The sequence below is a fragment of the Streptomyces sp. NPDC001832 genome, assembly GCF_040297265.1.
Taxonomy (GTDB): Bacteria; Actinomycetota; Actinomycetes; order Streptomycetales; family Streptomycetaceae; genus Streptomyces.
The window spans coordinates 36,139-61,723 of the sequence record NZ_JBEOYU010000023.1 but is presented as its reverse complement, the minus strand read 5'-3'; the positions used below and the strand labels follow the sequence as shown (position 1 = coordinate 61,723).

The 25,585-nt window shown below is 69.7% G+C and carries 23 protein-coding genes; 8 read left to right on the top strand and 15 right to left on the bottom strand.

Annotation, left to right across the window (positions count from 1 at the left end):
• The first annotated feature begins 134 nt into the window (after positions 1–134).
• From ABT115_RS19230 to ABT115_RS19210, 5 genes are all read left to right on the top strand, one after another.
• Entirely contained in the window at positions 135–2,021 is a 1,887-nt protein-coding gene (locus tag ABT115_RS19230) for an ABC transporter substrate-binding protein (protein ID WP_351790998.1), read from the top strand.
• 134 nt (positions 2,022–2,155) lie between these two features.
• Entirely contained in the window at positions 2,156–3,262 is a 1,107-nt protein-coding gene (locus ABT115_RS19225; protein ID WP_351790995.1) for an ABC transporter permease, read from the top strand.
• An 11-nt stretch (positions 3,263–3,273) separates the two neighbouring features.
• The gene (locus ABT115_RS19220) at positions 3,274–4,194 is read left to right on the top strand and encodes an ABC transporter permease (RefSeq protein WP_351790992.1); all 921 of its coding nucleotides are present in this window, start codon (positions 3,274–3,276) and stop codon (positions 4,192–4,194) included.
• Positions 4,191–5,219 carry an ABC transporter ATP-binding protein gene (locus ABT115_RS19215; RefSeq protein ID WP_351790990.1) on the top strand — a complete coding sequence of 343 codons (1,029 nt, stop codon included), beginning with the start codon at positions 4,191–4,193 and terminating at the stop codon, positions 5,217–5,219. The genes ABT115_RS19220 and ABT115_RS19215 overlap by 4 nt, the downstream gene beginning before the upstream one ends.
• Positions 5,216–6,211, top strand: a complete 996-nt coding sequence (locus tag ABT115_RS19210; protein ID WP_351790987.1) for an oligopeptide/dipeptide ABC transporter ATP-binding protein — start codon at positions 5,216–5,218, stop codon at positions 6,209–6,211. Before ABT115_RS19215 ends, ABT115_RS19210 begins: the two co-directional genes overlap by 4 nt.
• Before the next feature lie 102 nt (positions 6,212–6,313).
• Here the strand turns inward: ABT115_RS19210 and ABT115_RS19205 are convergent, their stop codons facing one another.
• The 9 genes from ABT115_RS19205 to rimP form a co-directional block, all read right to left on the bottom strand.
• Positions 6,314–7,441 (bottom strand): XdhC family protein, encoded by a 1,128-nt coding sequence (locus ABT115_RS19205; protein WP_351790984.1) that lies wholly within the window; start codon positions 7,439–7,441, stop codon positions 6,314–6,316.
• Positions 7,442–7,537: 96 nt separating this feature from the next.
• The gene (locus ABT115_RS19200) at positions 7,538–8,491 is read right to left on the bottom strand and encodes a bifunctional riboflavin kinase/FAD synthetase (RefSeq protein ID WP_351790982.1); all 954 of its coding nucleotides are present in this window, start codon (positions 8,489–8,491) and stop codon (positions 7,538–7,540) included.
• A gap of 339 nt (positions 8,492–8,830) precedes the next feature.
• Entirely contained in the window at positions 8,831–9,787 is a 957-nt protein-coding gene (gene truB, locus ABT115_RS19195; protein ID WP_351790979.1) for a tRNA pseudouridine(55) synthase TruB, read from the bottom strand.
• The gene (rbfA, locus tag ABT115_RS19190; RefSeq protein ID WP_351790976.1) at positions 9,784–10,236 is read right to left on the bottom strand and encodes a 30S ribosome-binding factor RbfA; all 453 of its coding nucleotides are present in this window, start codon (positions 10,234–10,236) and stop codon (positions 9,784–9,786) included. The genes truB and rbfA overlap by 4 nt, the downstream gene beginning before the upstream one ends.
• Before the next feature lie 25 nt (positions 10,237–10,261).
• Positions 10,262–10,558, bottom strand: coding sequence for a DUF503 domain-containing protein (locus ABT115_RS19185; protein ID WP_351791071.1), 297 nt, complete (start codon positions 10,556–10,558; stop codon positions 10,262–10,264).
• A 137-nt stretch (positions 10,559–10,695) separates the two neighbouring features.
• A complete protein-coding gene (gene infB / locus ABT115_RS19180) occupies positions 10,696–13,791 on the bottom strand; it encodes a translation initiation factor IF-2 (protein WP_351790973.1) in 3,096 nt (1,031 codons plus the stop codon).
• Positions 13,792–13,938: 147 nt separating this feature from the next.
• Positions 13,939–14,217: a YlxR family protein gene (locus ABT115_RS19175; RefSeq protein ID WP_351790970.1), complete on the bottom strand. Its 279-nt coding sequence runs from the start codon at positions 14,215–14,217 to the stop codon at positions 13,939–13,941.
• 220 nt (positions 14,218–14,437) lie between these two features.
• Positions 14,438–15,466: a transcription termination factor NusA gene (gene nusA / locus ABT115_RS19170; RefSeq protein WP_351790968.1), complete on the bottom strand. Its 1,029-nt coding sequence runs from the start codon at positions 15,464–15,466 to the stop codon at positions 14,438–14,440.
• Positions 15,467–15,468: 2 nt separating this feature from the next.
• Positions 15,469–15,966, bottom strand: a complete 498-nt coding sequence (gene rimP / locus ABT115_RS19165; protein ID WP_351790965.1) for a ribosome maturation factor RimP — start codon at positions 15,964–15,966, stop codon at positions 15,469–15,471.
• A 176-nt stretch (positions 15,967–16,142) separates the two neighbouring features.
• Here rimP and ABT115_RS19160 point away from each other — a divergent pair, with 176 nt between their 5' ends.
• From ABT115_RS19160 to ABT115_RS19150, 3 genes are read left to right on the top strand one after another with little or no spacing between them, the layout of a single operon-like run.
• On the top strand, positions 16,143–16,670 hold the full coding sequence (locus ABT115_RS19160) for a hypothetical protein (RefSeq protein WP_351790962.1): 528 nt from the start codon (positions 16,143–16,145) through the stop codon (positions 16,668–16,670).
• Positions 16,667–17,167 (top strand): ferritin-like domain-containing protein, encoded by a 501-nt coding sequence (locus tag ABT115_RS19155; RefSeq protein WP_351790960.1) that lies wholly within the window; start codon positions 16,667–16,669, stop codon positions 17,165–17,167. Before ABT115_RS19160 ends, ABT115_RS19155 begins: the two co-directional genes overlap by 4 nt.
• Before the next feature lie 28 nt (positions 17,168–17,195).
• Entirely contained in the window at positions 17,196–18,101 is a 906-nt protein-coding gene (locus ABT115_RS19150) for an aminoglycoside phosphotransferase family protein (protein WP_351790957.1), read from the top strand.
• Positions 18,102–18,166: 65 nt separating this feature from the next.
• Here the strand turns inward: ABT115_RS19150 and ABT115_RS19145 are convergent, their stop codons facing one another.
• The 6 genes from ABT115_RS19145 to dxr all read right to left on the bottom strand — a co-directional run bounded on the left by ABT115_RS19145 (position 18,167) and on the right by dxr (position 25,495).
• Positions 18,167–19,867: a proline--tRNA ligase gene (locus tag ABT115_RS19145; RefSeq protein WP_351790955.1), complete on the bottom strand. Its 1,701-nt coding sequence runs from the start codon at positions 19,865–19,867 to the stop codon at positions 18,167–18,169.
• A gap of 80 nt (positions 19,868–19,947) precedes the next feature.
• On the bottom strand, positions 19,948–20,517 hold the full coding sequence (locus tag ABT115_RS19140; protein ID WP_351790952.1) for a GNAT family N-acetyltransferase: 570 nt from the start codon (positions 20,515–20,517) through the stop codon (positions 19,948–19,950).
• Positions 20,518–20,582: 65 nt separating this feature from the next.
• Positions 20,583–21,428: a GNAT family N-acetyltransferase gene (locus ABT115_RS19135; protein WP_351790950.1), complete on the bottom strand. Its 846-nt coding sequence runs from the start codon at positions 21,426–21,428 to the stop codon at positions 20,583–20,585.
• 167 nt (positions 21,429–21,595) lie between these two features.
• Positions 21,596–22,750, bottom strand: a complete 1,155-nt coding sequence (ispG, locus tag ABT115_RS19130) for a flavodoxin-dependent (E)-4-hydroxy-3-methylbut-2-enyl-diphosphate synthase (RefSeq protein WP_351790947.1) — start codon at positions 22,748–22,750, stop codon at positions 21,596–21,598.
• Positions 22,751–22,934: 184 nt separating this feature from the next.
• Positions 22,935–24,245, bottom strand: coding sequence for a M50 family metallopeptidase (locus ABT115_RS19125; protein ID WP_351790944.1), 1,311 nt, complete (start codon positions 24,243–24,245; stop codon positions 22,935–22,937).
• On the bottom strand, positions 24,242–25,495 hold the full coding sequence (gene dxr, locus ABT115_RS19120; RefSeq protein ID WP_351790942.1) for a 1-deoxy-D-xylulose-5-phosphate reductoisomerase: 1,254 nt from the start codon (positions 25,493–25,495) through the stop codon (positions 24,242–24,244). Before dxr ends, ABT115_RS19125 begins: the two co-directional genes overlap by 4 nt.
• Positions 25,496–25,585 lie beyond the last annotated feature (90 nt).

Below are 25,585 nucleotides of genomic sequence, written 5' to 3'. Positions count from 1 at the left end.
TCCCGCAGACCACACGCCGTTTCAATGACCGTTGACGCGGCTCGACCACCGCTGATAAACCTTCGCTTCACCAGCTGGCGAACCATAGATCAACCCGCCTTCTCCGTGCGAGTCATGACGCGAGGTCCCTGACCATGGTCGAAAGAGTTCCACCGCGCTCCGCCCAGCCACTCCCCGCCCAGCCACGCTCACATCTGCGTGTCCTCCTGGCCTCCGGTGCCGCCGCTCTGGCACTGGCCGCCGGTTCCATCGTCCCAGGCGTGCCCCTGGGGGCCGCGCCGCAGCAGGCGCAGGCTGCCGACAGCGGCAAGTCGACGCTGACCGTCGCCGTCGCACAGAGCGTCGACTCGCTGAGCCCTTTCCTCGCTCAGAAGCTGATCAGCACGAGCATCAGCCGGCTCATGTACGACTTCTTGACGAACTACGACACCAAGGACAACCACGCGATCCCCGGCCTCGCCACCAAGTGGGAGCCGTCCGCGGACAAGCTGACCTGGACGTACACCATCCGGTCCGACTCCAAGTGGTCGGACGGGCAGCAGGTCACCGCCGAGGATGCGGCGTGGACGTTCAACAAGATGATGACCGACGAGGGCGCCGCGCAGGCCAACGGCAACTTCGTCGCGAACTTCGAGAAGGTGACGGCTCCCAGCCCGACACAGCTGGTCATCCAGCTCAAGGAGCCGCAGGCCACCATGGCCGCGCTCGACGTGCCGATAGTCCCGAAGCACGTCTGGGAGAAGGTCGGTGACTTCTCCGAGTTCAACAACGACACGAAGTTCCCGATCGTCGGCAACGGGCCGTTCATCCTGACCGACTACAAGGTCGACCAGTATGTGAAGCTCAAGGCCAACAAGAACTTCTGGCGCGGAACGCCGAAGTTCGACGAGCTGGTCTTCAAGACGTACAAGGACCAGGACGCCGCGGTCGCCGCACTGCGCAAGGGCGAGGTCTCCTTCGTCGCCGGCGCGCCCGCGCTGACGCCCGCTCAGGCCGCCTCCCTCAAGGGCGAGAAGAACGTCAAGGTCAACGAGGGCCCCGGCCGCCGCTTCTTCTCACTGGCCGTCAACCCGGGCGCCCAGACCAAGGACGGCAAGAAGTTCGGCAACGGCAACGAGGCGCTTCTCGACCAGAAGGTGCGCCAGGCCCTCTTCCTGTCGATCGACCGCAAAACCATCATCGACAAGGTCTTCCAGGGCCACGCCGTCGAGGGCCAGGGCTACATCCCGCCGCGCTTCTCGGCGTACCACTGGGAGCCGTCCGCCGAGCAGAGCCTCGCGTACGACCCGGCCAAGGCCGCCAAGCTCCTCGACGAGGCGGGCTACAAGCTCAAGGGCGACCAGCGCGTCGGCAAGGACGGCAAGCCGCTCGACCTGCGCATCCTCTGCCACGCCACCGACCCGAACGACAAGGCGGTCGGCAAGTACCTCAAGGAGTGGTGGGGCAAGCTCGGCATCGGCCTCAAGGTCGAGTGCCTCAACGACGTCTCCGTGCCCTGGTACGCCGGTGAGTACGACCTCGCCTTCGACGGCTGGTCCGTCAACCCGGACCCGGACTTCGTCCTCGGCATCCACACCTGCGACGCCCTGCCGGTCAAGGCCAAGGACAGTGCCGCCACCGACAATTTCATCTGCGACAAGACGTACGACGAGCTCTACAAGAAGCAGCTCGCCGAGTACGACCCGGCCAAGCGCGCGGACATCGTCAACCAGATGCAGTCGTGGCTGTACGACTCCGGGTACATGAACGTCATCGCCTACCCGAACGCGGTCGAGGCCTACCGCACCGACCAGATCAAGTCGATCACGACCATGCCCGAAGCGGCAGGCAACATCTACGGCCAGGACGGGTACTGGAGCTGGTGGTCGGCCGTTCCGGCGAGCAGCAGCGGTTCGGACAGCTCCGGCGGGTCCAGCTCCACCGGTGTCGTCATCGGCATCGTCGTCGCCGCACTCGTCGTCATCGGCGGCGGGATCTTCCTCGGCAACCGCCGGCGAAACACGGTGGACGACCGTGAATAAGTTCGTATCCCCAGGTTCCTGCGGAAACCGCCGCCTTCGCGAAGCGGCACCGTACACTCGGACCCTGCCCACGGGCAGCGGTCAGGGCTTGGCCGTCATGAGGTTCCATGGAACCGAGTGAGAGGCCGCCCCGCTTGCGGGGAGGAGGAGTCACGACAGCTGAAAGCACTCCGGCGCTCGTCCAGAATGCGGGAACACGTTCAGGCACCGACGGTCCGGCTCAGGCCGGACCGTCGGCCGCCCGCGGTCCACGGGCGCGTAACACCAAGGCCTATCTCCAGTACGTCGCGGCGAAGATCGCGGGCGCGGTCGTCTCCCTGTTCGCCGTGCTGGTCACCAGCTTCTTCCTGTTCCGGCTCATTCCCAGCGACCCGGTGAAACAGATGACGGGCGGCCGTCCCGTCTCCGCCGAACAACTCCAGTCGCTCCGCCATCAGTTCGGCCTCGACCAACCAATGTGGCGGCAGTTCACCACGTACATCGGCGACGCACTCACAGGCGACTTCGGCACCTCGTTCCAATTCCACACGCCTGTCGCCGACAAGATCACCGAGGCGCTCCCCGCGACCCTGCTCCTCACCGGCACGTCGTACGTCCTCTACACCGCACTCGGCATCTGGCTCGGCACCCGGACCGCCTGGCGCAACGGCTCCATGAGTGACCGCTTCAACACCGCGTTCGCGCTCACGCTCTACTCGGTGCCGGCGTTCTGGCTGGGCCTGCTCCTGATCATCGTCTTCTCGGTGGGCATCGGCCCGATCCCCGGGATGTTCCCGACGGGCGGTATGGAATCGGGCGGCGAGAGCGGATTCGCGTACGTCCTCGACGTGGCGCATCATCTGGTCCTCCCGGTCATCACGCTGGTCGCGGTCGGGTACGCGCAGACGCTACTGGTGATGCGCTCCTCGCTGCTGGACGAGATGGGCAGCGACTATCTGACAACGGCCCGCGCGAAGGGGCTGCGGGACGATGTCGTACGCCGCAAGCACGCCGTGCCGAACGCGATGCTGCCGACGTTCACGCTGATGTTCGTGAACCTGGGGCATGTGGTCGCCGGGCAGATCCTGGTCGAGACGGTCTTCTCCTGGCCCGGCCTCGGCGACCTCTTCTACCAGGGGCTCAGCGTGCCCGATCTGCCCCTCGTACAGGGGCTGTTCTTCGTCTTCGCTACCGCGGTGATCCTGGCGAACACCCTTGCCGATGTGCTGTATCCGCTGCTCGATCCCCGGGTGGGCCGATGACGACCGAATCCATGCCCACGCCCACGAAGGCCGCTCCGGCCGAGAACCCGCGCGCTCTGGCCCGGGCGCGCAAGCGCCGGTCCATCGCCCGCTTCTGGCGGGAGTACCGCAGTCACAGGAGCGGACTGTGGGGCCTGGCCGCACTCGCCCTGATCGCGCTGATCGCCCTGTTCGCACCGCAGCTCGTCGGCGCCGACTCGCAGAGCGTCACCGACGCGCCCGGTGGTGCGCTGGAGTCGCCGAGCGGTGAATTCCCGCTCGGTACTGACCAGTTCGGACGCAGCGTGCTGGCCCTGCTGGTGTGGGGCACCCGGGTCTCGTTGACGGTCGGCCTGCTCGCTGCGTTCCTGTGCGTCGCCATCGGTACGGTCGTCGGCATCGTCGCGGGGCACTTCCACGGCTGGTACTCGACGGTCCTGATGCGGATCACCGACTGGTTCCTGGTGATGCCGACCCTGGTCCTCGCGACCGCGCTCGCCACCGTGATGGACCGCTCGATGTGGACGGTCGTCATCGCGATCGGCGTCACGACCTGGCCGACCACGGCCCGGCTGGTCCGTGCCCAGACCCTCGCCGTGGAATCCCGCCCGTACATCGAGCGCGCCCGCGCCCTGGGCGGCGGTCACGGACACATCATGGTCCGGCACGTGCTGCCGAACGTGATGCCGCTGGTGCTCGCGCAGACCACGCTGGTGATCTCCAGCGCGATCCTCACGGAGGCCACGCTGGCCTTCCTCGGCCTGAGCGACCCGACCACCACCTCCTGGGGCGGCATGCTCCAGGAAGCCAGCGAGGCAGGCGCGGTGAGCGCGGGCCACTGGTGGTACCTGGCACCGCCCGGCATCGCCATCGCCGTGGTGGCGCTGGCGTTCACGCTGTGCGGCCGCGCCATCGAGTCCGTCCTCAATCCCAAGCTGGGGGTGGCCCGTTGAGTACAACGAGCATCCGGAAGACACCACTCCTCGACGTACGGGACCTCACGGTGACGTACGCCGGCGGAGCGCAGGCCGTCCGCGGCGTGAACCTCACCGTCGACGCGGGACAGAAGCTCGGCATCGCCGGCGAGTCCGGCTGCGGGAAGTCGACGCTGGCGCTCGCGCTGCTGCGGCTGCTGCCCGCCGGGACGAAGGTCTTCGGCCAGATCCTGCTGAACGGCGAAGACGTCCTCACCATGAAGTGGGGCCAGATCAGGGCGGTGCGCTGGGCGGGGGCATCGATCGTGTTCCAGGGCGCGATGCACTCGCTCAACGCGGTGCACCGCATCGGGGATCAGATCGCCGAGCCGATCCTGCTGCACCGGAAGGCGACGCAGGCCGGGGCGGCGAAGAAGGCCGGTGAACTCCTGGAACAGGTGGGGCTGCCGGCCGCCCGCGCGGACGCCTACCCGCACGAACTCTCCGGCGGGCAGCGGCAGCGCGTGATGATCGCGATGGCGCTCGCCTGCGATCCGGGCCTGATCATCGCGGACGAGCCGACCACAGCTCTCGATGTGATGATCCAGGCCCAGATCCTGCGGCTGATCGAGCAGTTGGTGTCCGAGCAGGACCTCGGCCTGATCGTGATCAGCCATGACCTCGCGGTGCTCTCGGACACCTGCGACCGGCTCGCGGTGATGTACGCGGGCCAGGTCGTGGAGGAGGGCCCGGCATCCGAGGTCTACGCAAACGCGCACCACCCGTACGGCAAGGCCCTGTCCGGTGCCTTTCCGCGCATCGGCGACCCGGCCTCCCGGTTCGCACCCCGCGGGCTGCCCGGCGATCCGCCGGACCCGTCGGCGCTGCCCGGCGGCTGCACCTTCCACCCGCGCTGCACGGTGGCCTTGGACTCCTGCACGACGCAGGACCAGGAGCTGCGGGACGCGGGGCCAAAGCGGCGGGCCGCCTGCGTGCTGGTGGGGCCGGGGGCGACCGCAGTCCCGGACCGGCCGGGTACCGAGGAAGCAAGGAGCACGTCGTGACCACCACCACTCCCCTGCTCAGTGCCCAGGGACTGAAGGTCACCTTCCCCGGCCGGCGCGGGGCCGCCCCGGCGCGTGCCGTGGACAGCGTCGACCTGGACATCCGGCCCGGCGAGATCGTCGCCTTGGTCGGCGAGTCGGGCTGCGGCAAGACCACGCTGGCGCGTTCACTGCTGGGCCTGGTCCCGCCGACGTCCGGGCAGGTGACCTTCGGCGGGCAGCCGCTCGACTATGCGAGCCGGGCGCTGAAGGCGTACCGCAAGCGGGTCCAGCTGGTGCTCCAGGACCCCAGCGGCTCGCTCAACCCGAGGCACCCGGTGTACGACGCCGTCGCCGAGGGCCTGCGGATCCACGGGTACGCGGGGGACGAGCGGGCGGCGGTGGCCGACGCGTTGTCGCGGGCGGGGCTACGGCCTCCCGAGCGGTTCTTCCTGCTCTATCCGCACGAGCTGTCGGGCGGTCAGCGGCAGCGGGTCGTGATCGCGGGCGCGCTCGTGCTGGAGCCGGAACTCATCGTGGCCGACGAGCCGGTGGCCTCGCTGGACGCTTCGGTGCGCGGCGAGATCCTGGCCCTGCTGCTGCGCCTGCGGGACGAACTGGGCCTGTCCGCACTGGTGGTCACGCATGACCTCGGCCTGGCATGGAACATCGCCGACCGGGTCGCGGTGATGTACCTCGGGCGGATCGTGGAGACGGGCGAGGTGGAGCAGATCCTGACGGCTCCGCAACACCCGTACACCCAGGCTCTGTTGTCGGTGCTGCCGGAGGCCGGGGGCTATCCGGTGATTCTGACCGGCGAGCCGCCGGACCCGTCCAGGGTGCCGTCCGGATGCCGGTTCCATGCCCGCTGCCCGGTGCTGGCATCGGGCGAGGCCGCGCGGGCGGGTGTCGCGGACGCGTGCCGTACGAAGGATCTGCCGGTGCTCGCGGGCGGCGGGCAGACGCAGGTGGCGTGCCACTGGGCGAACGCGGCTGCGAAGGCGCGGGCTTAGAGACTGCCGGTGTCCGGCGGATCACCGGTCGGGCAGGCCCCGGCGCGTTGGGAGCGGACCCCTGGTCGCCGGGCGACGACAGGTGGGGCGGCCGCCCTGCCGTCAGTCGCCGGACGGGCTGCTGCCGGTCGCCCGGCCGTGGATCGCCCCGGTCAGTTCGCACAGTGGCCTGCCCGCCCCGCCCCACCGGTGCTGGATGATCTCCGCGGCGATCGAGACGGCGGTCTCCTCCGGTGTGCGCGCGCCGAGGTCCAGCCCGATGGGCGAGGCGAGCCGCGCCAGTTCGGCCGCGTCGACCCCGGCCTCCCGCAGCCGCGCGGCCCGGTCCTGGTGGGTGCGCCGGCTGCCCATGACCCCGATGTACGCGGCAGGTGTGCGCAACGCGGCCACCAGCAGCGGAACGTCGAACTTCGGATCGTGCGTCAGTACGCAGATGACCGTCCGCTCGTCGATGTCCGTCGCCTGCAGATAGGTGTGCGGCCAGGCGCAGATCACCTCGTCTGCGGTGGGGAAGCGTTCCCGGGTCGCGAAGGCCGGGCGGGCGTCGCAGACGGTGACCCGGTAGCCGAGGAAGGACCCCATGCGTGCGGTGGCGGCCGCATGGTCGATGGCCCCGAAGACGAGCATCCGGGGCGGTGGCGCGTACGTCTGGACGAAGACGGACACCTCCTGCATCCGGCGCTCGCCGTGCGCCCCGTACCGCAGGGTGCCGGTCGTACCCTGGGCGAGCAGACCCCGGGCGTCGTCGGTGACGGCCGAGTCGAGCCCTTCGTCGCCGAGCGTGCCATCCGTGCTCTGCGACCGGACGACCAGGCAGGCGCCGGGCTCCGCCTCGCCCGAGAGGACGGTGGCGAGAGCGACGGGCTCGCCCCTGCCGATGCTGTCGACGGCCTCCCGCAGCCGGGCCCGGTCGGCCGCCGACGCGAAGGACCTGACGAACACCTCGATCGTTCCGCCGCACGTCAGGCCCACGCCGAACGCCTCGTCGTCGCTGATCCCGTACGTCTGCAGCTGAGGTCGCCCGGTGGCGAGGACCTCGCCCGCCATCTCGTACACCGCACCCTCGACGCAGCCCCCGGAGATGCTGCCCGCGACCGCGCCGTCCGCGGCCACGGCCATCATGGCGCCGGGTGCGCGCGGGGCGCTGCCGCGTACGGAGACGACGGTCGCCAGGGCGAAGAGGGTGCCGGCGTCGTACCAGGCACGCAGTTCCGACAGCAGTTCACGCACGGCTCGGACCTCCTCCCGGCCGGATGCGGTCCGGCCCGATGCGGCCTCACGATACCTATGACCAGACCCACGATCGGGCGGGCACCCGACAGCCTCTCAGCCGCGCTCGTACGCCGAGATCAGCTCGCTGCACCGCTTCACATCGGCGGCCATCGCCACGAGCAGTTCGTCGATCGAGTCGAACTTCAGCATCCCGCGTACGAACGCGAGGAAGTCCACCGAGACATGCAGCCCGTACAGGTCGAGGCCGACGCGGTCGATCGCGTAGGCCTCCACCGTCCGTTCCGTGCCGTCGAACTGCGGGTTCGTGCCGACCGAGATCGCGGCGGGCATCGCCTCGCCGTTCACATCGAGCCAGCCCGCGTAGACCCCGTCGGCGGGAATCGCGGTGTGCGGCAGGGTCTCCACATTGGCTGTGGGGAAGCCCATCGCACGGCCGCGCTGCGCGCCGCGGACCACGACGCCCTCGACCCGGTGAGGCCGGCCCAGGATCTCGGCGGCACCCGTGACATCGCCCTCGGCGACCAGCCGTCGGGTGAGGCTGGAGGAGAACGGCTGGCCGCCGCCCGCCTCGCCGCTCACATACAGGTCGATGACCTCGACGCCGTAGTCGTACGTCTCGCCGAACTCGGTGAGCAGCTGCACATTCCCGGCCGCCTTGTGACCGAAGCGGAAATTGGGGCCCTCGATGACCAGCTGCGCGTGCAGCTTGTCGACGAGCACCTTCACGATGAAGTCGGTCGGCGCCAGCTTCGAGAACTCGGTGGTGAACGGCAGGATCAGCACCGCGTCCACCCCCAGCTCCGCCATGAGCTCGGCGCGCCGGTGGTGCGGAGCGAGCAGCGGCGGGTGGCTGCCGGGCCGCACGACCTCACTGGGATGCGGGTCGAAGGTCACCACGACCGACGGCACGCCCAGCTCATGTGCCCGCTCGACAGCCCGGCCGATGATCAGCTGGTGTCCGCGGTGCACCCCGTCATAGGAGCCGATGGTGACGACGCTGCGTCCCCAGTCCTGGGGGATGTCCTCCAAGCCACGCCAGCGCTGCACTGTGACCGCTCCTCGCCCGAACCCGTGTACGTGAGATTGCCTATTACGCAGGTCTAAGACTGCCATGCTCGCGCCCCGCGGCCCGCATCGGCATCGGCTTCGGGCTTCCTGGCGCCAACACCACTCGGGGTAAAAGCGCCCCCGGATGCGCCCCTGATTCACTCCGAGCGCCTGCCCGTCGGGGTGAGTTCATGACGTCCGGTGGACAGAAACCGTTGGGGGATCGTGGAGCGGGCACAGGGGCCCTGCCCGCTCCACGATGGGGCCTCAGGGACTGTCGGGTGACTCTGATCGGGCGGCCACCCGACAGCTTCTCAGTCTCCGGCCCCGGGTCGCCGGTCAGGCGAAGACGGCGAGGCTCTTGGCCTTGCCCTTCTGTTCCTCGACGAGGACCAGGAACCGCCCGTCGGGCCCGAAGACCCCGACCGGTCCCGGCGGGAAGGCCGGCATGTCCAGCCGCACGCCGTTCAGCAGCAGCTTGGCGCGCTTCTCGTCCACGTCCCAGCGAGGGAACGCCGAGGCGGCGGCCTCGGCCACCGGCATCACGGTCAGCTCCTGCTGGTGCTGGTCGAGCGTCCGTGCCAGGTCGAGGCCGTACGGCCCGACCCGGGTGCGCCGCAGCGCGGTCAGATGCCCGCCGACGCCGAGCCCGGCGCCGAGGTCGCGGGCGATCGCCCGGATGTACGTCCCCGACGAGCAGACGACAGAGACGACAAGGTCGACGACCGGCGTCCCGTCCTCGGCGACCGCCTCGCGGACGTCGTAGACGTTGAAGGACGAAATCGTCACCGGCCGGGCCGGGATCTCGAACTCCTCGCCGCCGCGCACCCGTGCGTAGGACCGCTTGCCGTCGATCTTGATGGCGCTGACCTTGGACGGCACCTGCATGATCGGTCCGGTCAGGGCCGCGACCCCGGCGTCGATGCCCTCACGGGTCACACCGGACGCATCGGTGGACGAGGTGATCTCGCCCTCCGCGTCGTCCGTGATGGTGTTCTGGCCGAGCCGGATCGTGCCGAGGTACTCCTTCTCGGTCAGTGCGAGATGGCCCAGCAGCTTGGTGGCCTTCTCCACGCCGAGCACGAGAACGCCCGTCGCCATCGGATCCAGCGTGCCGGCATGGCCGACGCGGCGGGTCCGGGCGATGCCGCGCATCTTGGCGACGACGTCGTGCGAAGTGAAGCCGGCCGGCTTGTCGACAATGACCAGGCCGCCCTCCCGTCGCCCGCCGCCGCCCTTGCCCGAGGTCGCTGCGCTCCCGCTCCCTTGATCGGGCGTCTTGTTCTGCGATGTCATTCGGAGGCGGTGTCCTCGTCGTGCTCGTTGTCCGCCTTGCGGTACGGGTCGGCGCCGCCGGCGTACGCGGCGCCCGAGGACGCCGCGCGCACCCGTGCGTCCGAGGCCCGTGCCCGGTCGAGGAGGTCCTCGATCGCCCTGGCGTTCTCCGGAAGGGCGTCGGCCACGAAGGCCAGCGTGGGGGTGAACTTCGTCCCCGCCGCCGCTCCGACCGCCGAACGCAGAATGCCCTTGGCGCTTTCCAGGCCGGCTGCCGCGCTCGCCCGCTCCTCGTCGTCCCCGTAGACCGTGTAGAAGACCGTGGCCTCCCGCAGGTCACCGGTGACCCGGGTGTCCGTGATGGTCACGTGCGTACCCAGACGCGGGTCCTTGATACCGCGCTGCAGTTTCTCGGCGACCACCTCCTGGATGAGGTCCGCCAGCTTTTTCGCCCGCGCGTTGTCGGCCACTGGTCCGTCTCCTTCTTTGCCTTGCTCAATCGTCTTCGTCGCTGTGCAGCCGCCGTCGTACGGACAACAGCTCCACCTCGGGCCGGCCGGCGATCAGCCGTTCGCACCGGTCGAGTACGTCTGTGAGGTGTCTGGTGTCCCCGGAGACCACGGCGAGGCCGATCTCGGCCCTGCGATGGAGATCCTGACCGCCCACCTCCGCCGCACTCACCGCGTATTTGCGCTGGAGCTCGGCGACGATCGGACGGACGATGGAGCGCTTCTCCTTCAACGACCGTACGTCGCCGAGAAGCAGATCGAAGGACAGTGTCCCCACATACATGTATGTCCGGATGTCCCGCCGGTTCGGGTTCGTGCCCTGCCAGCGCTTGGCCGGGACACAAGAACCGTACACGGAACGGCCGGGGCCGATCGACGGAAATACGACCCGTCGACCGGCCCCGACCGTTGAGGTACGGGTCAGCCTCGCGGCTTCTCGCGCATCTCGTACGTCGCGATGACGTCGTCGATCTTGATGTCGTTGAAGTTTCCGAGGTTGATACCGCCCTCGAAGCCTTCGCGGATCTCGGTGACGTCGTCCTTGAAGCGGCGCAGACCGGAGATGTTGAGGTTCTCCGCGATGACCTTGCCATCGCGCAGCAGGCGCGCCTTGGTGTTGCGCTTGACCTCGCCGGACCGGACCAGCACACCGGCGATGTTGCCCAGCTTGGACGAGCGGAAGATCTCGCGGATCTCCGCCGTACCGAGCTCGACCTCTTCGTACTCCGGCTTGAGCATGCCCTTGAGGGCCGCTTCGATCTCTTCGATCGCCTGGTAGATGACCGAGTAGTACCGGACGTCCACACCTTCGCGCTCGGCCATCTGCTGCGCACGCCCGGCGGCGCGCACATTGAAGCCGATCACGATGGCGTCGGAGCCGGTCGCCAGGTCGATGTCCGACTCGGTGACCGCACCCACACCGCGGTGCAGGACCCGGATGTCGACCTCGTCGCCGACGTCGAGCTGGAGCAGCGAGGACTCGAGAGCCTCCACCGAACCGGACGCGTCGCCCTTGATGATGAGGTTGAGCTCCTGGACCAGACCGGCCTTGAGCGCCTCGTCCAGGTTCTCCAGGGAGAACCGGACGCCCTTGCGGGCGAAGTTGGCGTTGCGCTCACGGGCGGCACGCTTCTCGGCGATCTGACGGGCCGTACGGTCCTCGTCGACGACCAGGAAGTTGTCGCCGGCACCTGGGACGTTGGTCAGACCCAGCACCAGGACGGGGGTCGACGGACCCGCTTCCTCGACGTTGTTGCCGTTGTCGTCGAGCATCGCGCGGACACGGCCGTACGCGTCGCCGACGACCATCGTGTCGCCGATGCGCAGCGTGCCGCGCTGGACCAGGACGGTCGAAACGGCACCGCGGCCGCGGTCGAGGTGGGACTCGATCGCAATGCCCTGCGCGTCCTGCTCGGGGTTGGCCCGCAGGTCGAGCGAGGCGTCGGCGGTGAGGACGACGGCCTCCAGCAGCTGGTCGATGTGGAGACCCTGCTTGGCGGAGATGTCGACGAACATCGTGTCGCCGCCGTACTCCTCGGCCACCAGACCGAACTCGGTGAGCTGGCCGCGCACCTTGGTCGGGTCCGCGCCCTCGACGTCGATCTTGTTGACCGCGACCACGATCGGCACGTCGGCCGCCTTGGCGTGGTTCAGCGCCTCGATCGTCTGGGGCATCACACCGTCGTTCGCCGCCACCACGAGGATCGCGATGTCGGTGGACTTCGCACCACGGGCACGCATGGCGGTGAACGCCTCGTGACCAGGGGTGTCGATGAAGGTGATCCTGCGGTCCTCGCCGTTGACCTCGGAGGAGACCTGGTACGCACCGATGTGCTGCGTGATGCCGCCGGCCTCGCCCGCAACGACGTTCGTCTTGCGGATCGCGTCCAGAAGCCGGGTCTTACCGTGGTCGACGTGACCCATGACGGTCACGACCGGCGGACGGGAGACCAGAGCCTCTTCGCCGCCCTCGTCCTCGCCGAACTCGATGTCGAAGGACTCGAGCAGCTCGCGGTCCTCCTCCTCCGGGCTGACGATCTCCAGGACGTAGTTCATCTCTTCGGCGAGGATCTTCAGCGTCTCGTCGGAGACCGACTGCGTCGCCGTGACCATCTCGCCGAGGTTCATCATCACGGTGACGAGCGACGCCGGGTTGGCGTTGATCTTCTCCGCGAAGTCGGTGAGGGAGGCACCGCGCGACAGACGGACGGTCTGTCCGTTGCCGCGAGGCAGCATGACGCCGCCCACCGACGGGGCCTGCATGGCCTCGTACTCCTGGCGCCTCTGCCGCTTCGACTTGCGACCGCGACGCGCGGGACCGCCGGGACGGCCGAACGCACCCTGTGTGCCACCACGGCCACCGGGGCCGCCGGGACGTCCACCGAAGCCGGGACGACCGCCGAAGCCGCCGCCACCGCCGGGACGGCCCGCACCGCCGCCACCGCCGCCACCGGGACGGCCTGCGAAACCGCCGCCGCCGCCACCGGGACCGGCCGGACGGCCTGCGAAGCCGCCGCCACCGGGACGGCCTGCGCCGCCACCGCCGGGACGACCGCCACCGCCGGGACCACGGCCACCGCCGGGGCCACCACCGGGACGCGGGCCCGCAGCGGGACGCTGCGGCATCATGCCCGGGTTCGGACGGTTGGCACCGGGGGCACCGCCCGGACGGGGAGCCTGCGGACGGGGCATGCCGCCCGGAGTGGGACGGGCACCGCCCTGCCCCTGGGGCCGTCCGGCCTGTGCGCCACCGGGGCCACCCTGCGGACGCGGGGCGGCCGGACGGTCCTGACCGCCACCGGGACGCGGGGCGCCGCCGGGACGGGGCGCCTGCGGACGGGCCATGCCCGTCGAGCCGCCGGAGGTGAAGGGGTTGTTGCCCGGACGGGGACCCGCCGGACGTGCGCCGCCGGGACGCGGGGCGCCCTGGCCACCGGGACGCGGGGCGCCCTGGCCTGCGGGACGTGCGGGGCGGTCGCCGCGCTCGCCACCACGGCCGCCGTCGCGCTGACCGCCGGCCGGACGGGCAGGGCGCGGGCCGGGAGTGGCACCCGTGGGACGCGGGGCCTGCTGCTGCGGGGCAGCCGGCTGGGCCGGAGCCGAGAACTCGGCAGCGGGGACCGGGGTCACCGGAGCGGGCTTGGGCGCGGGCTTCGGGCCCGGACGCGGGCCTGGAGACGGCGCGGAAGGCGCTGCGGGGGTGCTGCTCGCCGCGGCGGGGGCCGGCTTGGGGGCCGGGGCGCCGGGCTTCGGGGCAGCGGGACGTGCCGCAGCGGCCGGGGAGGGCGCTGCGGGCTTTGCGGGCATCGCCTTGCGGGGCGCGCCAGGCTTTGCAGCGGACTTGCCGGCGTTGCCGCCGGGCCCCTGCAGTGCGTCAGTCAACTTGCGTACAACCGGCGCCTCGATCGTCGAGGACGCCGAACGGACGAATTCACCGAGCTCTTGGAGCTTGGCCATGACGACCTTGCTCTCGACGCCGAACTCCTTGGCGAGTTCGTATACCCGGACCTTAGCCACTTCGCTCCTTTTAGGTCCGGGTTACCGCCGGACCGTCGCTACTTCATGGGCGTACTCATCGCGTACTCATCGAGTGCTCATCGCAATCTCGACCTACTTCCAACTCGCGAGGTACCTGACCGCACGGGGCCCCGTGCCGTTCATTTCTTACGGTGTCGCCCGCTCGACGAACCGCTGCACTGCGGCGGAGTCGAACGGCCCCTTGGCCTTGAAGGCCCGGGGGAATGCCCGGCGGCGAACCGCCAGGTCCAGACAGACAGGGACGGGGTGTACATAGGCACCCCGGCCGGGCAGCGTACCGCGAGGATCAGGGACGCAGGCGTCCCCGTCCGCGACAATGCGCAGCAGCTCGTACTTGGCCGCCCGCTCCCGGCATCCCACACAGGTTCGCTCAGGGCAAGCGCGGGCGTGCGTCCGGCCAGACACCTTTAAGTCTACCTCCCCGCACCGGCCTCACCCCTTTGGGGCAAAAATCGAACGGATGTTGTCGTGCTCTCAGCGGCATGCCGCCCAGATGTATTCCCTGCGGCCCGCGCGCGACCCAGCCCGCTCCGGCGCCAGGGGCTGGGTCGTGGGCCGCAGCCCGGCGATCCCCGGGCTGGTCAGCCGCGCGTGCGGGCGGACGACGCTACTTTCGAAACACGCCCTAGCGCTCGCGGGCCCGCGCGGCCCGCTCCCGGTCGGCGACGTCGCGCTCGGCGTCGGTCTCGGTGTCCGGACGGATGTCGATGCGCCAGCCGGTGAGGCGTGCGGCGAGGCGGGCATTCTGCCCCTCCTTGCCGATCGCGAGCGACAGCTGGTAGTCCGGAACGGTGACCCGGGCGGACCGTGCGCCGAGGTCCACGACCTCGACCTGGCTCACCCGTGCGGGCGACAGGGCGTTGGCGACCATCTCGGCCGGATCGTCCGACCAGTCCACGATGTCGATCTTCTCGCCGTGCAGCTCGGCCATGACATTGCGGACCCGGCCGCCCATCGGGCCGATGCAGGCGCCCTTGGCGTTCAGCCCGGAGCGGGTCGAACGGACCGCGATCTTGGTGCGGTGACCGGCCTCGCGGGCGATCGCGCAGATCTCGACGGAACCGTCCGCGATCTCCGGGACCTCCAGCGCGAAAAGCTTCTTCACCAGGTTGGGGTGGGTCCGCGACAGCGTCACGGACGGACCGCGCACGCCCTTGGCGACCCGTACGACATACGTACGCAGACGCAGGCCGTGGGTGTACTCCTCGCCCGGCACCTGCTCCTGCACCGGAAGGATCGCTTCCAGCTTGCCGATGTCGACCAGAACGTTCTTCGGGTCCTTGCCCTGCTGGACGACGCCGGTGACGACATCGCCCTCATGGCCCGCGTACTCGCCGAACGTCCTGTCGTCCTCGGCGTCGCGCAGCCGCTGCAGGATGACCTGCTTAGCGGTGGTCGCGGCGATCCGGCCGAAGCCGGACGGGGTGTCGTCGAACTCCTTGGCCTCCTGGCCCGGTTCGAGGTCGGCCGGGTCCTCCTTCGCCCACACCGTCACATGGCCGCGCTCGTCGACCTTCACGCGCGCGCGGCGGTAGCTTCCGTCCGTACGGTGGTAGGCGATGAGGAGGGCCGACTCGATCGCCTCGACGAGCACGTCGAAGGGGATCTCCTTGTCCTGTGCCAAGCCCTTCAAGAGCTTCACATCGATGTCCACGGCTACGCCTCCTCTTCCTTCTTGTCCTTGCGGCTGAATTCGATCTCCACGCGCGCCTTGGCGATCTCGTCGAAGGCGACCCGGCGGGACGTGGGCTTGCGGCCCTTGACGCCCGGCACTTCGAGATCGAGCCCTTGCTCGTCCACTGCGAGGATGCGAGCCACCAGCTCGCCGCCCTCGCGCAGGTGCAGCTTGGCCAGGCGGCCCATGGCACGTACATAGTGGCGGTGCTCCGTCAGTGGACGGTCGGCACCGGGGGAGCTGACTTCGAGGACGTACTCGCCCTCGCCCATCGCGTCAGTCTCGTCGAGCTTCTCGGAGATCGCGCGGCTCAGCTCGGCGCAGGTGTCCAGCTCCACGCCTTCTTCGGAGTCCACGGTGATCCGCAGCACCCGGCGGCGGCCCGCCCGGGACACCTCGATCTCTTCGAGGTCCAGCTGCTCGGCGCTGACGAGCGGTTCGAGCAGTCCGCGCAGCCTCTCGATCTGGGTGGTGCTCATCCGGGTGACTCCTCGGCCGCGTGTGCTGTTGTGGGGATCTCGCGTGTCAGATCAAAGGGTATCCGGTCCCGAGGGGTGTTGCCGTCCGCCTGCTCCGCTGTCGCGGGTACGCTCGCCTGCGCTGATCACTTCTGGACAGATCCAGTCAAGACAGGTCCAAGCCCGAAGGAGAACAAGTGCGGCGCACGGGGACGACACGCAGAGGTGCGTTCACCGCGACGGGGGCGATCGCCATGGGGGCGGTGCTGGCCGGCTGCGGCGACGGGACCGGGCGCCGGGAGGGCGCCGCACAGGCGGACGCGGCGACCGCGGCCGAGCGGGCCTCGGCCGCACAGGCGGAGAAGACGCTCCGGGCGGGTGCCGCCCGTACCAGCAGGGAACTGCTCGCCCGGTACGAACAGGTGGTCAGGGCCCATCCGGCGACCAAGGCCGGGCTCTCGCCGCTGCGGAATGCCGTACGGGCCCATGCCGATGCGCTGGCACCCGATGGCGGCCAGACACCCGTGTTCTCACGGACACGCGCGACCGACGCCAAGGCCGCCCTCAAGGAGCTGGCCGCTGAGGAGCGCCGCACCGCGGACGCCCACACGGCGACGCTGCTGAAGGCCCCGCCGGAGCTGGCCCGGCTGCTGGCATCGGTCGCGGCAGCGGGCGCGGCCCATGCCTATCTGCTGACCGAACTGGCCAAGGAAACCTCGTCATGAACGCCGGGACCCAGAAGGCGGCTCAGGCGGCCCTCGCCGCCGAACACGCGGCGGTGTACGGGTACGGGGTGGTCGGCGGCCGGGTCGCCGACGGCCGCCGGGCCGAGGCCACCGCGGCGTACCACGCGCACCGTGCCCGGCGCGACGCACTGGTACGGACCGTGCGTGACCTGGGCGGTGAACCGGTAGCGGCTCAGGCCGCATACGCTCTGCCGTTCGTGGTGCCGGACCCGGCTGCGGCGGTGCGGCTGGCCGCCCTGCTGGAGGACCGGGTCGCGGACGTGTACTCCGATCTCGTACGAGCGGCCGGGGGTCCGCTCAGGCGGGAGGCCGCGGATGCGCTGCGGGAGGCCGCGGTGCGTGCGGTCCGCTGGCGGGGCAGCGGCTTACCCTTTCCCGGGCTCGCCGAGCGGACCGCCGACGGAAAAGACGCGACGGCAAAGACGAATGCCAAGTCCGGGTCCGACGCGAGCCAAGGAACCGACGTGACGCACTGAAAAAGCTCTGAAAGGGAACAAAACACGTATGGGTTTCGAACCGCCGCAGCGTCTGGTGCGAGCGCTCGGTGAGTCGTACGGGGATGCGGCCGCCGCCGACTGGCTCGCGCGGCTTCCCGCACTGACCGAGGAAGCACTGTCCTCGACCGGGCAGGAGTTGACCGTGGAACGGGTCGCCACCCCCGGGGGCCGCAGCAGTCTGGTGCTGCTGGTGACGTGCTCCGACGGCACCCCGGCCGCACTGAAGATCGCTCCGTCCGGGGCCGTACCCGAGCTGGAGCAAGCGGCGCTCGCTCACTGGAACGGCTGGGGTGCGGTGCAGCTCCTCGCCGACGGCCCCGGCGCACTGCTGCTCGAGCGGCTGCATCCCGAGGTGTCGCTTCGCTCACTGCCGGAGGCGAAGGCGCTGCTGGAGGCGGCGGGGACGGTGCGCCGGCTCTGGGTCGAGCCGCCGGCCGGCCACGGATTCGAGACAGTCGCCGAGCGGACCGGGCGCCGTGCGGAGCCGATGCGCGCCTGCGCCGCGGCCGACCCGAGCCTGGAGCCGCTGGTCTCCGCGGCGCTCGCGGCGCGCGAGCAGCTTGTCGCCCGCTCCCCCGAACTCCTGCTGTTGCACGGCAACTTCCGCCAGAGCAAGGTGCTCGGCGGTGAGCGGGCGCCCTGGCTGGCGGTCGGGCCTGAGCCGCTCGTCGGTGAGCGGGCCTACGATCTGGCACGCCTGGTGCGCGACCGCGTCGAGGACCTGATCGCCTCCCCCGGCGGCCCGGTGACCGCCCGTCGGCGGATCAAGAAGCTCGCCGATTCGCTGGACGTGGACCGGGAGCGGCTGCGCGGCTGGACGCTGTTCCGCGCGGTGGAGTCGGGAACCCGGGCGCTGGCGGTCGGCCGTCGCCAGGAGGGCGAGCTGACGCTGGAGTTCGCGGGCTGGCTCTGAATTCCAAGACCGCGAAGCTGTAGGCCCCGCCGGCGCGCGGGGGCCTACAGCTTCGCGTCGCGGTGTCAGCCCTGAACGGTCAGGCGGGCGATCGCCTCGTCGACCGTGAGCTCCTCGCGCTCGCCCGTACGGCGGTCCTTGAGCTCCAGGACGCCCTCTGCCGAGCGGCGGCCGGCGACCAGGATCTTCGGGACGCCGATCAGCTCGGCGTCGGTGAACTTCACACCGGGCGAGACGCCCGCGCGGTCGTCGACCATGACCCGCACGCCGGCGGCGGCGAGTTTCTCGGCGACATCGAGGGCCAGCTCCGTCTGGAGCGCCTTGCCCGCCGCGACGACATGGACATCGGCCGGGGCGATCTCACGGGGCCAGCACAGCCCCTGCTCGTCGGCGGTCTGCTCGGCGAGCGCGGCGACGGCGCGGGAGACGCCGATGCCGTAGGAGCCCATGGTGACCCGGACCGGTTTGCCGTTCTGGCCGAGCACATCGAGCTGGAAGGCATCCGCGAACTTGCGGCCCAGCTGGAAGATGTGGCCGATTTCGATGGCGCGGTCCAGCTTGAGACCGGTGCCGCACTTGGGGCACGGGTCGCCCTCCTCGACGACGACGACGTCGAGGTAGTCGTCGACCTCGAAGTCACGGCCGGCGACGACGTTCTTCGCGTGGACGCCGGGCTTGTTCGCGCCGGTGATCCAGGCGGTGCCGACGGCGATGCGCGGGTCGGCGATGTAGCGGACCTTCTCCAGACCCTGCGGGCCGACGTAGCCGCGTACCAGGTCGGGACGGCCCTCGAAGTCCTCTGCGGTGACCAGCTCGACGACGGCGGGCGCGAGGTGCTCGCCGAGCTTGCCGAGGTCGACCTCGCGGTCGCCGGGCACCCCCACGGCGACGATCTCGCCGTCGACCTTGACCAGCAGGTTCTTCAGGGTCGCGGAGGCCGGGACGCCCAGGTGCGCGGCGAGCGTCTCGATGGTCGGGGTGTCGGGAGTGTCCAGCTCCTCGACGGGGCCGTGCGCGGAGCCGTCCACGGGGGTGGCCCTGAAGGTCACGGCCTCGGTGTTGGCGGCGTAGTCGCAGGCGGGGCAGTCGACGAAGGTGTCCTCACCGGCCGGGGCGGGGGCCAGAAACTCCTCGGAGGCCGAGCCGCCCATCGCACCGGAGACGGCGGAGACGATGCGGTGGTCGAGGCCGAGCCGCTCGAAGATCCGGATGTAGGCGGCGCGGTGCAGCTGGTACGCCTCGACGAGACCTTCGTCCGTGGTGTCGAAGGAGTACGAGTCCTTCATCTGGAACTCGCGGCCGCGCAGCACACCGGCGCGGGGGCGGGCCTCGTCCCGGTACTTGGTCTGGATCTGGTAAAGGATCACGGGCAGGTCCTTGTAGGACGCGATCTGATCCTTGACGACCTGGGTGAAGATCTCTTCGTGGGTGGGGCCGAGGAGGTACTCGGCGCCCTTGCGGTCCTTGAGCTTGAAGAGCAGGTCGCCGTACTCGTGGTAGCGGCCGCTGGCGTCGTACGACTCCTTGGGGAGCAGCGCGGGCAGCAGCACTTCCTGGCCGCCGATGGCGTCCATCTCCTCGCGCACGACGCGGGTGATGTTCTCCAGGACCTTCTTGCCGAGCGGCAGCCAGGTCCAGATTCCGGCCGCTGTGCGACGTACGTATCCGGCCCGGACGAGCAGCTTGTGGTTGAGCGTCTCGGCGTCCGCCGGGTCGTCGCGCAGTGTCTTGATCATCAATCGGGACATGCGCTGGACCTGGGCCATGATGAACTCCTGCTCGGAAGGGTGATGTGCAGGAGGTTAGCCGGGTGGTAGGGGTGGGCGGAAATCGATTGGCTGCTTCCTCAGCCCTTGCGACGCAGCGGAAGCGGGGCTCCCATCACCGCGTACGGCTTGGGAGCGCTGGGAAAGAGCACCTGCCGGGCCAGGTCCTGGTAGCCGAGACTGCGATACAGGCCACGTGCCGGGCTCTCCGTGTCGATCGCGGAGAGGATGGACCGGGGCTGGTCGACGGCGTCCGTGATGGTGGTGATCAGCGCGCGGCCGATGCCGCGGTTCTGGAACTTCGGCAGGACGTGCAGCTCCGTGATGACGAAGGAGTCGTCGAGCCAGTGCGCGGAGCCGGTGGCACGGAGGTAGGGCTCGACGATGGTGGACCACCACTGGCCGCGTTCGTTCGGCATGCCGTAGACGAAGCCGACGAGCCGGCCGCCCGGGGTGGTGGCGCCGAGGGCGCGGGCGCAGGGGTGGTCGAGGTGTCTGAGGACGATGTGGCGCCGTACCTCGATCTCTTCCGGTCCCAGGCCGAAGGCGAGAGCCTGCACCGCAAGCGCCTCGTCCACGCGCGCGGCGAGATCGATCGGACCGATCCGGACGCTGGGAGTGTGGGGACCGCCCCCGGAAACTGCTGCCATGCGCCGACCCTACTGGCCCGGGGTGGGGTGGGTGGTGCGGGTCGGCGGCACCGGCCGTCGGCCGGTCAGAACAGCACGCTCATGAACGCGCCGGCCTCGCGGAAGCCGACCCTGGTGTACGCCTTGCGCGCAGGGGTGTTGTAGTCGTTCACGTACAGGCTGACGACGGGTGCGACATCGGCCAGGGCGTAGCGCAGGACCGCCGCCATGCCGGTCTCGGAGAGGCCTCGGCCGCGGTGTTCGGGGGCGACCCAGACACCCTGGACCTGGCAGGCCTGCGGGGTGGCCGCGCCGATCTCCGCCTTGAAGACGACCCGGCCGTCCTCTATCCGGGCGAACGAGCGGCCGGCGCCGACGAGTTCGGCGACGCGTGCCTGGTAGAGGAGTCCACCGTCGCCCGCGAGCGGGGAGATGCCGACCTCCTCGGTGAACATCGCCACGCAGGCCGGCATCAGGACGTCCATCTCGTCCTTTCGGATCCGGCGGACCAGGGGGTCGGGGGTGACCTCGGCGGACGGGCTCTCGGTGACCATGAGCGGCTGATGGGCCCGGACCTCGCGGGCGGGGCCCCAGCCGGGTTCGAGGAGCCGCCACAGCTGGGTGGTGGGCTCTGCGGGGCCAACGATCGAGGAGCAGCGGCGACCGATCCGGCGGGCCCGGTCGGCGAAGGCCCTGACGGCCTCGGGGGTGGCGCAGATCGGTACGAGGTTGGCGCCCGAGTAGCACAGCGAGCGCAGCCGTCCATCGGCGTACCAGCCCCACATCTCGCCGCCGAGGCGCCAGGGATCGAGACCTGCGATCTGGACCCGGGACGTCACGAAGGCATTGGCGACGGGTTCGCTCTCCAGGATGGCGAGAGCGGCGCCGAGGTCGCTGGGTTCGAGGACCCGGGTGGTGGTCTGCGTCAACACGAGGGGGCCTCACCATGCAGTCTGCTGATTTCCGCACTGTACCCAAAGAGGCTCATCGGTGCCGCCCGTGCTCGGGAACAGCGTCCGCGCAGCACCGTGAGGTCGCTCACGACAACGCCCCGCCGGGCGGTGTTCGTCCGGCGGGGCGCTGTGGTGCGAGTCATGGTTCAGCTGATGGAGACCTCGGGCTCGCCCGAGGCGATGCCTTCCTTCTCCATCTGCTCGGCGATCTTCAGGGCTTCTTCGATCAGCGTCTCGACGATCTTCGACTCGGGCACGGTCTTGATGACCTCGCCCTTCACGAAGATCTGTCCCTTGCCGTTCCCGGAAGCGACACCCAGGTCCGCCTCACGGGCCTCACCCGGACCGTTGACGACACAGCCCATCACGGCCACCCGCAGCGGCACCTGCATGCCCTCAAGCCCCGCACTGACCTGGTCCGCCAGCTTGTACACGTCCACCTGCGCCCGACCGCACGACGGACACGACACGATCTCCAGCCGCCGCTGCTTCAGATTCAGCGACTCCAGGATCTGGAGCCCGACCTTGACCTCCTCGGCCGGCGGCGCCGAGAGCGACACCCGGATCGTGTCCCCGATCCCCTCGCTCAGCAACGCACCGAACGCCACAGCCGACTTGATCGTTCCCTGGAACGCCGGGCCTGCCTCCGTCACACCCAGATGCAGCGGATAGTCGCACTGCGCCGCCAGCTGACGGTACGCATTGACCATCACCACGGGGTCGTTGTGCTTCACCGAGATCTTGATGTCCCGGAATCCGTGCTCCTCGAAGAGCGACGCCTCCCACAACGCCGACTCCACCAACGCCTCCGGAGTCGCCTTCCCGTACTTCTTCAGCAGCCGGGCATCCAGCGAACCGGCATTCACACCGATCCGGATCGGCGTACCCGCGTCCTTCGCGGCCCGCGCGATCTCCTTCACCTTGTCGTCGAACTGCTTGATGTTCCCCGGATTGACCCGCACCGCCGCACAGCCCGCGTCAATCGCAGCGAACACATACTTCGGCTGGAAATGAATGTCCGCGATCACCGGGATCTGCGACTTGCTCGCGATCGTCGCCAGCGCGTCCGCATCGTCCTGCGTCGGGCACGCCACCCGCACGATCTGACAGCCCGACGCCGTCAGCTCCGCGATCTGCTGCAACGTGGCACCGATGTCCGACGTACGCGTCGTGGTCATCGACTGCACCGATACCGGCGCATCCCCGCCGACCGCCACCGACCCGACCTGGATCTTGCGGCTGACCCTCCGGTCGGCGAGCTTGGTCGGAACGGACGGAATTCCGAGAGAAATCGCAGTCATGCGCTGAGCATCCCCAAGGTGTGGATCGAGGTCCCGAGATCGGCGGGCTCCTGGCTTCGAGGTTACGGCACCGGCGACACCCCGGAGCACACCGCGTCCGGGAGTGCCGTGCGAAGGGACGGGCCCGGACACACGCTGTGTGCCGGGCCGTCACCCCTGGTGCACCCCCGGGCCGGTCGGCAGATCAGGAAATCTTGACCGGATTGACGATGTCGGCCACCAGCACCAGCAGGGTGAAGCAGATGAAGACACCTGCGACGAGGTAGGCGACCGGCATCATCTTGGCCACGTCGAACGGGCCCGGGTCGGGCCGCTTGAAGACCCGTGCCACATTGCGGCGCAGGGCCTCCCAGAGCGCTCCGGCGATGTGTCCGCCGTCGAGCGGCAGCAGGGGCAGCATGTTGAAGAGGAACAGCGAGAGATTGAAGCCTGCCAGCAGGAACAGCATCATCGCGATCTGGTTGGGCGCGGGGATGTCGAGCGTCATCACCTCGCCGCCGATCCTGGCCGCACCGACCACGCCGACCGGGGAGTCCGCTGCGCGCTCGCCGTCGCCGAAGGCCGCGTCCCACAGGTCCGGGATCTTGGAGGGGAGGGCGATGATCGAGTGGACGCCGCTCTCGATCATGTCTCCCATGCGGACGACCGATTCGCCGAAGGAGAGCGGAACGATCTCGGTCTGGGCGGCGAAGCCGAGGTAGCCGGCCTTCACGTACTCACCGGGGATCACCTCTCCCTTGGAGTCCTTCTTGGCGACCGAGTTCTCCATCAGCACGGCGTGAAGGGTCAGCTCCTGGCCGTCGCGCTGGACCGTGATGGTGGCGGGGCCGATGGTGTCGCGGATCTTGTCGGAGAGCGTGGCCCAGTCGTCGACCTTCTCACCGTCAAAGGCGACGATCTTGTCGCCCTTCTTGAGTCCTGCGGCCTGCGCGGGCGAGACCGGGTCGGACTTCTTGCAGGTGTCGCGGTTCTCGCTCTGGTCGATCACGCACTTCTGGACGCCCGCCACCTCGGTGGTCTGGGTCTGGAACCCGAAGGTCATCGCCACACCGAGGAAGATCGTCACGGCGAGGAACAGGTTCATGAACGGTCCGGCGAACATCACGATGACGCGCTTCCACGGCTTGCGCGTGTAGAAGAGGCGCGTCTCGTCACCCGGTTCGAGCTCTTCGAAGGCCGCAGACCTGGCGTCCTCGATCATGCCGCGCCACGGTGACGTGGACCGCGCCTCCAGGCGCCCGTCCGGTCCGGGCGGGAACATGCCGATCATGCGGATGTAGCCCCCGGCCGGGATGGCTTTGATCCCGTACTCGGTGTCGCCCTTCTTCCGCGACCAGATCGTCGGTCCGAAGCCGACCATGTACTGGGGGACGCGGATGCCGAAGAGTTTCGCTGTCGACAGGTGCCCCAGCTCGTGCCAGGCGATCGAGAACAGCAGCCCGATGGCGAAGACGACGACGCCCAGAATCGTCAACAGGATCGTCGTAATACTCATGCGCGCGCCTCCGCTGTCGCTTTCGCCGAGAGTTCACGGGCCCGGGCGCGTGCCCAGGTCTCCGCTTCCAGGACGTCTGCGACCGTGAGCGAAGTTCCCGTGGCGGGCGTGCCGTGTTCGGCCACCACCGCCGTGACCGTATCCATGATTCCGTTGAACGGCAGCCGTCCTGCCAGGAATGCGTCGACGCATTCCTCGTTCGCGGCGTTGAACACGGCCGGGGCGGTGGCGCCGAGCGTGCCCACGTGCCTGGCCAGTCCCACGGACGGGAAGGCCTCGTCGTCGAGGGGGAAGAACTCCCAACTGGACGCCTTCGACCAGTCGAAGGCGGGTGCGGCGTCCGGGATGCGCTGGGGCCAGCCGAGGCCGATGGCGATCGGGCCCCTCATGTCCGGAGGCGTGGCCTGCGCGAGGGTGGAGCCGTCGGTGAACTCCACCATTGAGTGAACGTACGACTGGGGGTGGACCACGACCTCGATCCGGTCGAACGGAATGTCGTAGAGCAGATGCGCCTCGATGACCTCCAGTCCCTTGTTGACCATGGTGGCGGAGTTGATCGTGATGACCGGTCCCATGGCCCAGGTCGGGTGCGCGAGGGCCTCCTCGCGGGTGACGCCCATGAGTTCGCTTCTGGTACGTCCCCGGAAGGGGCCGCCGGACGCGGTGACGACGAGCTTGCGTACGTCGGCGCGGGTACCCGCGGCGAGCGCCTGGAAGAGTGCGGCGTGCTCGGAGTCGACCGGGATGATCTGGCCGGGCTCGGCCAGCGCCTTGACCAGCGGGCCGCCGACGATCAGCGACTCCTTGTTGGCCAGGGCGAGCGTGCGGCCCGCTTCGAGCGCGGCGAGCGTGGGGGCGAGACCGATCGAGCCGGTGATTCCGTTGAGGACGGTGTGGCAGTCGCCTGCGGCGAGCTGGGTGGCGGCTTCGGTGCCTGCGAGAATCTCGGGAAGCGGCTCGCCCGTCCCGTACTGCTCGCGCAGCGCCTCACGGAGGGCCGGTACGGCGTCCGGTGCGGCGACGGCCACGGTACGCACCCGCAGTCGCCGCGCCTGCTCGGCGAGGAGGGCGACCCGTCCGCCCGCGGCAGAGAGCCCGGTGACGCGGAAGCGGTCGGGATGGCGCAGCACCAGGTCGATGGCCTGGGTGCCGATGGAACCGGTGGAGCCGAGGATCACAAGATCCCGGCGGCCTTCCGTGGCGTCGAAGACGAGGTGCGGGTCGGCGAGGGGGGCAGGGCTGTCGCTCATGCCCCCCATTGTTGCGGCATTGGCTGTGGGAGTTGACAGTGCGTCCCCCCGCGCTGACCGAATGGCCGTCCGGGCCGCTCCCGGCCGTCG

Bases quoted from the DNA above. Each gene is read 5' to 3' on its own strand.
- ABT115_RS19230 (WP_351790998.1), top strand. From the start codon at position 135: ATGGTCGAAAGAGTTCCACCGCGCTCCGCCCAGCCACTCCCCGCCCAG.
- ABT115_RS19220 (WP_351790992.1), top strand. From the start codon at position 3,274: ATGCCCACGCCCACGAAGGCCGCTCCGGCCGAGAACCCGCGCGCTCTG.
- truB (WP_351790979.1), bottom strand. From the start codon at position 9,787: ATGACATCGCAGAACAAGACGCCCGATCAAGGGAGCGGGAGCGCAGCG.
- ABT115_RS19185 (WP_351791071.1), bottom strand. From the start codon at position 10,558: ATGTATGTGGGGACACTGTCCTTCGATCTGCTTCTCGGCGACGTACGG.
- rimP (WP_351790965.1), bottom strand. From the start codon at position 15,966: ATGAGCACCACCCAGATCGAGAGGCTGCGCGGACTGCTCGAACCGCTC.
- ABT115_RS19155 (WP_351790960.1), top strand. From the start codon at position 16,667: ATGAACGCCGGGACCCAGAAGGCGGCTCAGGCGGCCCTCGCCGCCGAA.
- ABT115_RS19150 (WP_351790957.1), top strand. From the start codon at position 17,196: ATGGGTTTCGAACCGCCGCAGCGTCTGGTGCGAGCGCTCGGTGAGTCG.
- ABT115_RS19145 (WP_351790955.1), bottom strand. From the start codon at position 19,867: ATGGCCCAGGTCCAGCGCATGTCCCGATTGATGATCAAGACACTGCGC.
- ABT115_RS19140 (WP_351790952.1), bottom strand. From the start codon at position 20,517: ATGGCAGCAGTTTCCGGGGGCGGTCCCCACACTCCCAGCGTCCGGATC.
- ispG (WP_351790947.1), bottom strand. From the start codon at position 22,750: ATGACTGCGATTTCTCTCGGAATTCCGTCCGTTCCGACCAAGCTCGCC.
- ABT115_RS19125 (WP_351790944.1), bottom strand. From the start codon at position 24,245: ATGAGTATTACGACGATCCTGTTGACGATTCTGGGCGTCGTCGTCTTC.
- dxr (WP_351790942.1), bottom strand. From the start codon at position 25,495: ATGAGCGACAGCCCTGCCCCCCTCGCCGACCCGCACCTCGTCTTCGAC.